The 11964-nt window shown below is 41.2% G+C and carries 12 protein-coding genes; 9 read left to right on the forward strand and 3 right to left on the reverse strand.

The window, feature by feature from the left end; genetic code table 11:
• Positions 1-2 precede the first annotated feature (2 nt).
• Positions 3-938 carry a mechanosensitive ion channel family protein gene (locus CHB71_RS02565; protein WP_089355306.1) on the forward strand — a complete coding sequence of 312 codons (936 nt, stop codon included), beginning with the start codon at positions 3-5 and terminating at the stop codon, positions 936-938.
• A 175-nt stretch (positions 939-1113) separates the two neighbouring features.
• Positions 1114-2631 (forward strand): hypothetical protein, encoded by a 1518-nt coding sequence (locus tag CHB71_RS02570; protein ID WP_144017307.1) that lies wholly within the window; start codon positions 1114-1116, stop codon positions 2629-2631.
• An 8-nt stretch (positions 2632-2639) separates the two neighbouring features.
• Here CHB71_RS02570 and CHB71_RS02575 read toward each other — a convergent pair whose 3' ends face one another.
• The 3 genes from CHB71_RS02575 to CHB71_RS02585 form a co-directional block, all read right to left on the reverse strand.
• Positions 2640-3569, reverse strand: coding sequence for a GNAT family N-acetyltransferase (locus CHB71_RS02575; RefSeq protein ID WP_089355308.1), 930 nt, complete (start codon positions 3567-3569; stop codon positions 2640-2642).
• Positions 3570-3683: 114 nt separating this feature from the next.
• Complete coding sequence (locus tag CHB71_RS02580; RefSeq protein ID WP_089355309.1) at positions 3684-4496, reverse strand: hypothetical protein; 813 nt, start codon at positions 4494-4496, stop codon at positions 3684-3686.
• A gap of 228 nt (positions 4497-4724) precedes the next feature.
• Positions 4725-5375: a DUF4230 domain-containing protein gene (locus CHB71_RS02585; protein ID WP_089355310.1), complete on the reverse strand. Its 651-nt coding sequence runs from the start codon at positions 5373-5375 to the stop codon at positions 4725-4727.
• Between the two features lie 66 nt (positions 5376-5441).
• On the opposite strand from CHB71_RS02585, the gene arsB reads away from it, so the two are divergent.
• From arsB to CHB71_RS02620, 7 genes are all read left to right on the forward strand, one after another.
• A complete protein-coding gene (gene arsB / locus CHB71_RS02590) occupies positions 5442-6479 on the forward strand; it encodes an ACR3 family arsenite efflux transporter (protein WP_089355311.1) in 1038 nt (345 codons plus the stop codon).
• Positions 6480-6502: 23 nt separating this feature from the next.
• Complete coding sequence (locus CHB71_RS02595; protein WP_089355312.1) at positions 6503-6826, forward strand: ArsR/SmtB family transcription factor; 324 nt, start codon at positions 6503-6505, stop codon at positions 6824-6826.
• A gap of 67 nt (positions 6827-6893) precedes the next feature.
• Complete coding sequence (locus CHB71_RS02600; RefSeq protein WP_089355313.1) at positions 6894-7355, forward strand: ArsI/CadI family heavy metal resistance metalloenzyme; 462 nt, start codon at positions 6894-6896, stop codon at positions 7353-7355.
• 92 nt (positions 7356-7447) lie between these two features.
• Complete coding sequence (locus tag CHB71_RS02605; protein WP_089355314.1) at positions 7448-8044, forward strand: low molecular weight phosphatase family protein; 597 nt, start codon at positions 7448-7450, stop codon at positions 8042-8044.
• A gap of 51 nt (positions 8045-8095) precedes the next feature.
• Positions 8096-9415 carry an NAD(P)/FAD-dependent oxidoreductase gene (locus CHB71_RS02610; protein WP_089355315.1) on the forward strand — a complete coding sequence of 440 codons (1320 nt, stop codon included), beginning with the start codon at positions 8096-8098 and terminating at the stop codon, positions 9413-9415.
• Between the two features lie 93 nt (positions 9416-9508).
• Entirely contained in the window at positions 9509-10501 is a 993-nt protein-coding gene (locus tag CHB71_RS02615) for an AAA family ATPase (protein WP_089355316.1), read from the forward strand.
• A 223-nt stretch (positions 10502-10724) separates the two neighbouring features.
• Positions 10725-11912, forward strand: a complete 1188-nt coding sequence (locus tag CHB71_RS02620) for a hypothetical protein (RefSeq protein ID WP_245811205.1) — start codon at positions 10725-10727, stop codon at positions 11910-11912.
• The last annotated feature ends 52 nt before the right edge of the window (positions 11913-11964 follow it).

The raw sequence follows: 11964 nt of genomic DNA on the forward strand, positions 1-11964 counted from the left end.
AGATGAGAATTATCGCAATGCTATGCTTTTGGATGATGACCTTCGGACTGTTTGCACAGTCCGATTCAACCAATGCTGCTCAAGTGAAGCTGCCAGGAGATTCGACCATTCAGCTTGCCACTCAGACAGATTCACCCAATGAAACACTGGAGGATTTAGGACCTCCACCGATTGGGGAAATATTTTCGATTTCTAAAATTATTTGGGCCATCATTTTCCTTGTAGGCGGATACATCTTCATACGGGTAACCTCGAAAATTCTGGAGGTGTTTGCTGAGCGTAGCACCAACTACCGGATCACCATCAAAAGCTACATTCCGGTTGTCAAAATCATGGGCTGGATCGGGCTTATTTTCATTGTGGTAGTGGGTATTTTTCAGCCCCCAGCTGCTACTGTGTTGGCGTTTTCTGCTTCAGTGGGAGTGGCCATAGGCTTTGCTTCACAGGACATCCTCAAAAATATTTTTGGAGGCGTAATGATCTTGTTCGACAGGCCTTTTATGGTTGGAGATAAGATTGATGTTGGCGGGTATTATGGAGAAGTCGTTGAGATTGGATTGCGGTCCACCAGGGTGGTAACACCCGACGATAACCTTGTATCCATTCCCAATAGTGAGATCATGAATAATTCGGTCTCCAATGCCAATGCAGGTGAATCCAATTGTCAGGTTGTTTCTGAAATTTACCTGCCGATTGATGCCAACACGGTAGTTGCCCGGGAAATTGCCAGCCAGGCAGCCAAGGTCTCCAAATATGTGTATATGAACAAACCGATCACCATTGTATTTAGCAATGAATTCAAAGACAGACAATCAGTTTTGTTGATGAAAATCAAAGCTTACGTCCTGGATATCCGGGATGAATTTAAATTCAAAAGCGAGGTGACGGAAGTGGTCATTAAGCGACTACTGGAGGAGAAAATTTTGAAGACTAGTTGATAGGCTTGATACGAAAGTTGTCAGATTTTCGATTCTTGAGAGTCTTCTGCGAGTGACTTTGAGTGGGAGTAAAACTAGGCCCTTTTGATGAAAATTTAATCTAGCAGCCAATATTTTAATGGAACAAAACGGTAGATATTTTTGAGTAGTGTAAATGATTTGCCATTTTTAAGTGGTGAACCTGCATCATAGCTTTAAAGATTTAACGGAGTTCTTTACTCGAACAACTGACCTAAGAAATGTAAAGGCTTATAAATACTTTCTTTTTAAGGGCGAAAGATTAAACCTTTCTAAGAAAGGTGTTGAAATGATTGATGTTGAGTTTTGCCAATTTGACGACAAGGTAATTCTCACAAATAAGGAAAATGTCAAATTCAGAAATTGTGTTTTTAGTAAGGGAATAGATTTGATCCATGTAAAAGCTGGAGTTACTTTCTATAAATGCTATTTTCTTGGTGATATCGCATTCCCAGAAAAAGGGGATTATTCATTTACAATTATAAATAGCTATAATCTTAGCAACAAAACCCTTGGGTTAACCTCTGGTAATATTAGGATAGTTAATACCAAGGTTAATAGAATAACGTGTGAACGAGATATAAAGTCATTGGAGGTGAAGTCTTCAAAAATTTATCGTTTAGAGGTTTTGTGGGCTTCATCTTTCACCAATCTTTCGATAACAGATGAATCAAATGTTCATGTGTTTGAAGTTGTTGGCAAGCATTATGAAGGAGATATTTCAATTGTAAACTCAGAAGTAAAATATTCAAGTGTACTTCAGGATATTAGAGCTATTTATGTTTGGCAATCTAGATTGAAAGAAATATTTATTGATGGAACCAACGGAGTGACTGAACCCTCTATCACTTTTAGAAAATCAAAGGTTAGTAAGGTGATATCAATCACTGATTTTGCATTATCAAGTTTAACTGTAACCGATTGTGAACTCAATGAATTTAGAATTTCTTACGTTTTTGGATCGAATGAAAGTTCTAGACTGGAAGTCAACAAAATCAAAGAGCTTCAAACGCTATCTCTTCATAGGATAGAATCAGCACTTGTATTAAGTCAATTGAAAATTGAAAATTTGAGTGTTATAGATTGCTCAATAAGTATGTGGGATATTAAATACATAGAATGGTCTAAGAAATTCACATTATTCTACGATAGAAGCTTCGATGACGAAGAGTTAGAGCTTATTAATATTAATAAGGAACTGATCAATACATGCAGAAATTTCAAGCAGTTTTTTATTGAAAAAAGTAATGCAATTGATGCTGAAGTATTCAGAGTTGGCGAATTGGAGTGCTATTATAGATATCTATTCAATAGGATTCAAAATAAAGACATTTCATTTTCAAATCTCATGGATTTTATAGTTCTGTGGACTAATAAATGGTTTTCTGGATTTGGTAAATGGGTTTTTATACCATTGGCCTTGCTATTCGGTTTTCATACAATATGGTTTTACATTCTAGTTTCTGGGACAGACAGTCTTGGTCGGGAAATTTGCTTTTCCTTAAGTGGAGAGTGTAATCCTTCCTACTTTCTTTACTTAATAAACCCAGCTCATTATCTGGTCAACTCAAGCGGAGAGATTGTTTATTCTGTAGTGGACTTCCTAATGAGAGTATCATCTGGGTATTTTATTTATTATTTTCTTAGAGCAACAAGAAAGTTTTCTAAAAACTAAAGAGATGTCTAATAATTCACATGCCGATCAATCACTTCAGGATGGATGTCTGCAATCGTAACCAGAATAGCGGTCTCTTCCACATCCCCAAAATCAGGATTTTGGGCTGTTCCAAACGTCATCATGGTATCGGATAGGCTCATGTAGATATTGATCAGTGGAGGCACAAATTCACCTCGTTCTTTCAGCAGTTTATGTAGCAGTTTGAATCCGTCCTGGTAGTTCATTTCAGTAGCGAAATGTTCTTTGAACAACGAGTCATTAAACCCGGCTTTCAGTTCCGACTTGGGTTCACACAAACTCATGCGGTTGGGGAAGTAGTGGGCCATAAACGAAAGTAGAATGTCCCGTGCTTCTTTATTGTAGCTGGTGTACATCGTCACCTTCCCAAAGAAGTATTTAATTTCAGGGTAATTGGTCACCAGGCAGCCAAGCCCATCCCAAATGTTCATGAGTGCAAACAATCCTTTCCGTGGGTTGATGCCCGGCTGATAGTTGGGCTGTACCCACGATCTTCCCAACTCAATGGAGTAGGGAAGAAAGTCTTTTTTCATCGGATCTGAAAAGTCAAAGTAATGAGCGGTGGAAAGTTCAAAATCACCAGAGCTCGGATTTTCAGCTCGTTCACCCGTAATAAACCGATAGCCTCCGATAATCTCCCGATCCTCCGGACTGTAGACCACCAGCTGTTCGTAACATCGTTCGCGGGTATCTGCTTCATCAATATCTACCTCTTCTCCGGTTCCACCTCCGGCATAGCGAAAGGAAACCTCGCGCAAGCGCCCAATTTCCCGCATGGTGTTAGGAGAGTTGTGATGATTGACAATGTAAATTTTATTTCCACCCTTGTTCGTATCCCTGACAAACCGCTCTTCATTGAGCTCTTTCTCTAACAGGTCACGATCTACAGGCGGTATGATGTCTTTCTCTTTTTGCATTTTTTAAAATTTTCCCCTTGAGGGGATGAAAGGGGTGACCTAGTAGGTAATTACAATGTCACCCTCCTAACCTCAAAACGTTTGTCCGACCTCAAGGGAGGAATCGTAAAATATTCACTCCTTTAATTTATATACTTCTCCCTTCATCCACTGTGCCCATTCCAAATCCGTCTTGTCCCGGGTGAAGGTATTTGGTAAAACAGGAGCTCCAATGACAATGTTCACCTCCTTGTCTTCCTGCTTAAAGAGCTCGTCCACCAGAAAGAACATTTCAATATTCAATTTAATGCCTAAAAACTTTCGGATGCTGGCCAGTCGGTAAAAACGATTCGTCAGCCTGCCGTCTATGTGCACGGGCAACACAGGTTTGCCGTATTTTTTGGCTTTAGTCACAAACGTCTTCTTCCACTCCAGATCCATGATTTCTCCGTCAATCTTTCGGCTCACTAAGCCGGCAGGAAACAAAAAAGTTGCAGAATCTGACGCAAACTGATCTTCTACTTTTTGCAGGGATTCCGCGGCACTCTTTCCCACTTTGTTCACCCCCACAAATTTTTCTTTCAGATTTCTAACGGCCATCAACAGGTCGTTTACGATAAATTTGATGTCCGGACGCACGTCTTTTAGCAGGTGGATAATCGTGATGGCGTCCATGCCGCCAAACGGGTGATTGGCGACAAAAATGCAGCTCTGTGGAGGTTGAGGGATGTTCTCAAGTCCTTTGATGCTCAGTTTTTGTTTGAGCAGTTTAACAGTAGCTTCAGAAAATTCAAATGCGTCCGCATCTTTGTTGGCAGCCATGAATGCGTTCACCTGATCCTGATGAATGATTCGCTCCACCCAACGGATCACAAAGCCCGGCAACCATTTCAATAAGGTTGGATTCTTTTCAGCAATCAGCTTCCGTACTTCTACAAATTTCTCCATCAGGGGTGCCTTCAAACTAGTGTATCAGCAATGATAAATTGCTTTGAGTGTTTGGGCAAAAGAAGTTCATTATGTTAGTAGTTATTCTTGAATGATCCCAATTACTTGTCTTTTCGACCGATAGAGAGAAATATTTTATCCAAAAAATACGGTTTTTGTTTAATTCAGGAATCACAACCAATGAGATATCTCATGTTCATTCGATATGACAAGTATGGGATCATTGGATTAATTATCATCAATGATGATTGGCTCATCCAGTTCAAAACTCAATATGATTGTTTTGTCAGAAATGCTCTCCAGCATAGGTCGCAAAACGGAATGGGCATTTTCCTTGGTCTGTTCTAGGATGCCGGATTCCAACGCAGATTTTTGTATTTGTTCTTCAGCCACCTTGTATAGTTCCTGTACGAAATTCTTTCGATCCTCATCGCGCATGTAATCAATCTGCAGATCATAGAGCCTGGATTTTTCCAGATCAATTTTGAAATAGCAGATTTCAGGTTTGGGAAGCGAGATATAGAGGGTGTCACCTTCGGACTGGATGTCAGCTGATTTGATCCGGGTTAGGTCGATGCACCCTGCCGCACTCCCCTGACTGATCAGCACGCCTTTCGAGTCAGGAAGAGGTTTGTATTTGAAGAGTTTGAAATCAATGGAGTTGGTAATTTTTTTAATTTCGGTAACCTCCTGAAAATTATATTTCACCAGTTCCATCTTACCAAGTTGCTCCACTTTGGTCAGGATGGTGTTGGTCTCAATTTCAGTGATTCGCTCCTTAGAAAAGCTCATTTTCTCCTGAATCAGCATCCAGCTCAGCAACCCCACCACCAAAAGCCACGGAAGAATTTTCAGAATCAGTTTTACCAGATTGATCATGACATTAAGATACAACTTTTGATCTTTAATCTATTCATTGTAATATTGCGATGAATAAATAGAGATATGAAAAAATTAAGCTTCTTGGATAGGAATTTGACGCTGTGGATTTTCACAGCCATGCTGGTAGGTGTTGGAGTCGGTTATTTTTTTCCGGGTGTCGCAGATTCAGTTAACTCCATGAGTTCCGGCAGCACCAATGTGCCAATTGCAATCGGACTGATATTGATGATGTATCCTCCATTGGCCAAAGTGAACTACGCTTTGCTTCCAAAAGTTTTCCGGAATGTAAAAATTCTGAGCCTGTCTTTATTGCTCAACTGGATCATAGGACCTATGCTGATGTTCATCCTGGCCATCACGTTTCTTCAGGATTACCCGGAATACATGATTGGTTTGATTCTGATTGGACTAGCACGATGTATAGCCATGGTATTAGTTTGGAATGATTTGGCAGAAGGCAGTAGTGAATATGGAGCCGGACTGGTAGCATTGAATAGCATTTTCCAGGTCTTCGGATATAGTTTTTATGCATGGTTGTTCATCACCATACTACCACCTTATTTCGGATTTGATGGAGCGATCGTTGATATCTCCATTGCCACGATAGCGGAGAGTGTGGCGATCTATCTCGGAATTCCTTTTGTAGCAGGAATGCTGAGTCGTTGGGTTTTGGTGAGACTAAAAGGAGAAGACTGGTACAAAAACACCTTTGTTCCAACTATTTCACCCATCACATTGATAGCTCTGCTATTCACAATTGTCGTGATGTTTTCTCTGAAAGGGCAATTGATTGTAGAGATTCCATTGGATGTGTTGCGCATCGCCCTTCCACTGCTGGTCTATTTTATTCTTATGTTCCTGATTGGCTTTTTTATAAGTAAAGCTGTGGGGGCGGAATATGACAAAAATGCATCGGTGGCTTTTACAGCCGCAGGAAACAATTTCGAATTGGCGATTGCCGTTGCGATCGCTGTGTTTGGCCTAAACTCAGGACAGGCTTTTGCCGGGGTGATTGGTCCGTTGGTTGAAGTTCCTGCACTTATTTTACTGGTGAGGGTAGCCTTCTGGCTAAGAAAAAAATATTATTTCACAACCAAATAATTTATTCATCGTAATATTACGATATGGGAGTTAGTCGAACCGATTTATTTACTTCTGAACAAAACGAGCTGGCGCTGGTAGCCAAAGCATTTGCCCACCCAGCTCGCGTTGCGATCATTGAGTACTTGATTAAAGCCAATCAGTGCATCAACAGTGATTTGGTAGAGGAATTGGGTTTGGCACAAGCGACCATCTCGCAACACCTGAAAGAACTGAAAAGTGTGGGATTGATTGCAGGTACGGTAGAGGGTACATCGATGTGCTACTGCATCAATGCAGAAGTTTGGAACAAAGTAAAAAACCGACTTCAGGGACTGATGGATAGTTACGATCCTAACTGTTGTTAAAAAAATTTGAATTAATTAATCGTAATAATACGATATATAAATGTTTAATAATTAAATTGTTAATACAATGGAACAGAAAACAGTATTTCCGCGAACACACATCTCTTTATTTGTCAGTGACATTGGTGAGACGGTGGCGTTCTATGATAAATTTTTTAACGAAAGTGCGGCCAAAGTGAAGGACGACTATGCCAAATATGAGCTGGATGCTCCGGCACTTACCATTTCGTTTATTCAAAATCCTGAGAAGGTGAATACCTCCGGCCACTACGGCATTCAGGTAAAGACCAAAGAGGAGCTTAATGAAAAGCTGAATTTGGCCAGAGGTCACAAGCTGGTAGAGCTGGAAGAAGCTGAAACAGCTTGCTGCTATGCCATTCAGGATAAATTCTGGGTCAATGATCCGGACGGATACGAATGGGAAGTGTATCACTTCCTTGGTGATGATGAAAATTTTGGTTCTCGTGAAGATGTTGAAGGGGAGCCTTGCTGCGAAAAAGCTGAGAAAGTTGGCGCAGCTTGCTGCTAAAAATTCCCCTCCCTGGAGGGGCTAGGGGTGGGTTCTTCAATCCACTCCTATTTTCATTTAAATTTTAAGAGTCTATTTATTTTTAACCTTCCATGATCTACCCATCAATTAAATCCTACCTCGATCAAGTTACGTCACTCACCATCACCGATGAGCGAAAATCCATCCTGAATGAAATTGTCGAATATATAAAGTCAGCAAAAGAGCCTAAGCTCAACTTCATCTGCACACATAATTCACGAAGAAGTCATCTAAGTCAGATATGGGCTCAGACGATGGCCTACCATTTTGGAGTGAAGGTACAAACGTATTCCGGAGGCACGGAAGCCACAGCTTTCCACCCAAATGCAGTTGCCGCCATCGAGCGGGCTGGTTTCAAAATTCAAAAAGGTGAAGGAAAGAACCCCTCATACAAAGTTGGGTTTTCAGATCAGGCCGAACCATTGACTTGCTATTCTAAAACATATGATGATTCTGCCAATCCCAGCTCTGGCTTTGCCGCCATCATGACTTGCTCAGAAGCAGATGCTGAATGCCCGATTGTCTTTGGGGCAGACGCTCGGATCAAACTCATTTACGAAGACCCAAAAGTGTCGGATGGAACCGGAAATGAGGAAAAGATTTACGGTGAAAGGTCTGCTCAAATAGCTGCCGAAATGCATTATGTTTTTTCTCAAATAAAAAGCTGATTTCCAGAATTTATTAAAGGGTGTCGGTGTTGTTTAACAAACAAAATATTCATGGCGATACCCACCCATCTCAAGCTCAGTGTTCCGGAAACCGAACACCCCAGAATTGTTATCATTGGAGGCGGATTTGGAGGCCTTAAACTAGCCAAAGCACTCAAAAAAGTAAAAGCCCAAGTGGTCATGTTGGATCGGAATAATTTCCATACGTTCCAGCCACTACTTTATCAGGTAGCTACCGCAGGATTGGAACCTGATTCCATTGCGGGTCCTTTACGAAAATCATTTGAAGGCCACTTCAATTACATCTTCCGGATGGTGAAAGTGACCGGAGTGGATTTTGAAAAGCAGGAAGTACAAACCAAAATTGGAAATCTTACTTACGACTATCTGGTCATCGCCAGTGGGTCGGTCACGAATTACTTTGGAAATGAAGAGCTTCAGAAGAAGGTCCTTCCACTGAAGCGAGTCGTTCATGCACTTGATTTGAGAAGCCATATCCTTCAAACCTTCGAACAGGCAGAGTTAACAGAGGATTATGATAAGCGAGATCGAATGATGAATTTCACAGTAGTTGGTGGAGGCCCTACGGGTGTGGAAGTAAGTGGCGCATTAGCCGAATTGCGCAATCACATTTTACCATCAGATTATCCCGACCTGAATTTTGGCATGATGCAGATTAATCTGGTAGAAGGTTCCGATAGGTTACTAAATGGGATGAGCGAAAAGTCAGGCAAAGAATCCCTAAAAGCGTTGGAAAAATTAGGTGTGAAGGTCAGATTAAATTCCATGGTAGAATCATTCAACGATGGGATTATTAAGCTGAATGATGGAACGCTGGAGAGCGATTCGGTGATCTGGGCAGCAGGCGTGAAGGGAAATATCATCAATGGGATAAATGCCGAAAGTCTTACCAAGGGAAGGATTTTAGTGGATGAATTCAATCGTGCAAAAGGTCAGGAACGGGTATTCGCAATAGGTGATGTAGCCATGATGCAAACCGAAGATTATCCCGATGGTCACCCCATGATGGCACCAGTGGCCATGCAGCAGGGCACACATTTAGCTAAAAATTTCAAACGGTTGTTTTCAGGTAAGGACCTGGAACCATTCGAGTATTTCGATAAAGGCTCAATGGCAACCATCGGTCGAAATAAGGCTGTGGTGGATATGCCGGGTGGACTTCACTTCAAGGGGTTTTTTGCCTGGCTGATCTGGATGTTTGTGCATATTCTCTATTTAATTGGTTTCAGAAATAAACTCATCACACTAAACAACTGGATTTGGAGTTACTTTACCTATGATAAGGGAACAAGATTGATCATTCGAACATTTTCAGCTGAACAGCGTAGGAAAGTTTCGCAGTATGAATAAGACCATAAATCCGGCAATTCATCCTTAATTCAAATGGTTCTTTTCTAATTCAAATCAAATAATATTTTTGCACCCAAATTCAAATGAATAAACATGGAAGCGCAGGCACTCGATAAGGATCTTCAAAAAGAACATCAGGAGAAAATCCGGAAAGTTATTTCTGAGGTAGGGAAGGTAGTGATTGGCCAGGAGTACATGGTCAATCGATTGTTGGTTGGTCTATTCACGCAGGGTCACATTCTGTTGGAAGGAGTACCGGGTCTGGCAAAGACTTTGACAGTAAATGCACTTGCGGATGTCCTGAAATTGGACTTTCAACGAATCCAGTTTACACCGGATTTATTACCTGCCGACTTGGTGGGTACCATGATTTACAATCAGCAAAAGGCTGAATTTGAGGTTAAAAAAGGACCAATCTTCGCCAATCTGATTCTGGCAGATGAGGTAAACCGTTCCCCAGCCAAAGTGCAATCTGCTTTGCTTGAGGCCATGCAGGAAAAAACAGTTTCTATCGGTGATACTACCTACAAACTGGACCGTCCATTTCTTGTTCTTGCAACCCAAAACCCGATCGATCAGGAAGGTACGTACCCATTGCCGGAAGCCCAAGTTGACCGATTCATGCTAAAGGTGCATGTAGATTATTTGAGTAAAGATGATGAGCTGGAGGTGATGAGAAGAATCTCAAATATGAGCTTTAATCCTCAGCTGGAAACGATCCTTACAAAAGAGGATATCTTCTCCATTCGAAATGAAATCAATCAGGTTACGGTCTCAGAATCCATCGAGAAGTACATCATTGAATTGGTATTTGCTACCAGAAACCCGCTTGAATATAAGCTTAATGATGAGGCGCAGTATATCCAATTTGGAGCTTCACCAAGAGCATCCATTAACCTGAATCTGGCGGCAAAGGCAATGGCCTTCTTCAATGAGCGAGATTATGTCTTACCTGAAGACGTGAAAGAGATCGCAGATGATGTGCTAAATCACAGGATCCTGCTCAATTATGAAGCAGAAGCTGATGAGGTAACTACCCATGATATTATCAAGACTATCCTGTCTAAGATTAATATCGCTAAATAAATAATAGACATTATGTAAAAAGCCTGTCAGAATAGCTCTGACAGGCTTTTTTGTTTTCAGCAAATGGCTATGTTAACAAATTGGTAATATTCCTAATACACTTTTAACAAAACAGGCCATTCTTTAACCCTTTCATAATAGCCAGAACGACCACAAGTAACATCTGAAATCCAGTTTTGCAAGTACAAATTGATCTATCAAAATATTTAATCGCAAAATTGAAATGAAAAAATTATTTGCAATCGCAATGTTGATCACAGGAGGCCTAATGATGGTTTCATGTGGAGAAGACGACACTACTACTATAGAGGTGCCGGTAAATGAATTAGAAGGTGGTTTGGGTGTATTAGTTGAAAACAACATTACAGCAAACACCACATGGTCTGCTGATTCTGTATATGTATTGACTGGAAGAATTGCTGTTGAAGCAGGATCTACACTTACGATCGAAGCTGGTACTATCATAAAAGGACAAGCTGGGACTGGCGCAAATGCGACCGCTCTTATTATTGCAAGAGGAGCAACCATTAACGCTCAGGGTACTTCTAGCGCTCCTATCATTATGACTTCCGTTGCTGATGAAATTGAGCCAGGACAAATTGACAGCCCTAATCTTTCTGATGATGTTGACGGTCTTTGGGGCGGTCTTATCGTCTTAGGAAATGCGACAATCTCTGTTTCTGGAGACGCTGAGTCTACCAACATTGAAGGAATTCCTGCAACAGATGCAAATGGCCTGTACGGTGGAACTGCAAATAATGACAACTCTGGAGTAATCACTTATGTATCAGTAAGACACGGTGGTTCGAACATCGGAGAAGGAAACGAAATAAATGGAATCACTTTCGGCGGTGTTGGTTCTGGCACTACAGTTAATCACATCGAAGTAGTTGCAAATCAGGATGATGGAGTAGAGTTCTTCGGAGGTGCGGTTAATGTAAATCACGTGCTTGTTTGGAATAACGGTGACGATGCAATTGATACTGATCAGGGGTATGTTGGAACAATCAACAATGGATTGATCATCAACCCTGGCGACAAAGCATTTGAGCTTGATGGTGGTGAAGGAACAGAAGAGCCTGCACACACAATTACCAACTTCTCTGTAATGTTAGGAGGAGCCGGTGGTTCTATCGATACAGATTCTGACACTAATGTTGATATCACAGGAGTATACTTCTACGGAATGAATGAAGATACTGGTAGCTCTTATGATTTTGATGCTACTACCAGCACATTCACAAGCATAGAGGTAGCTGACACATGGGATGATGATGGATCTGCTAGATCTGTAACTGCTGGTCAGTTTGCAGATGCTGCTTTTGAAACATTAGTGTCAAACCCAACAGTTGGGGCTAACACTTCAGAGTTTAACTCCTGGACAATGGCTTCACTAAGGAGTGCATTTTAAGAGATAAAAAATATTGCAAAAAAGGCTCGGTGTGCGATCACCGGGCCTTTTG

This window comes from Ekhidna lutea (genome assembly GCF_900188325.1).
Lineage (GTDB): Bacteria > Bacteroidota > Bacteroidia > Cytophagales > Cyclobacteriaceae > Ekhidna > Ekhidna lutea.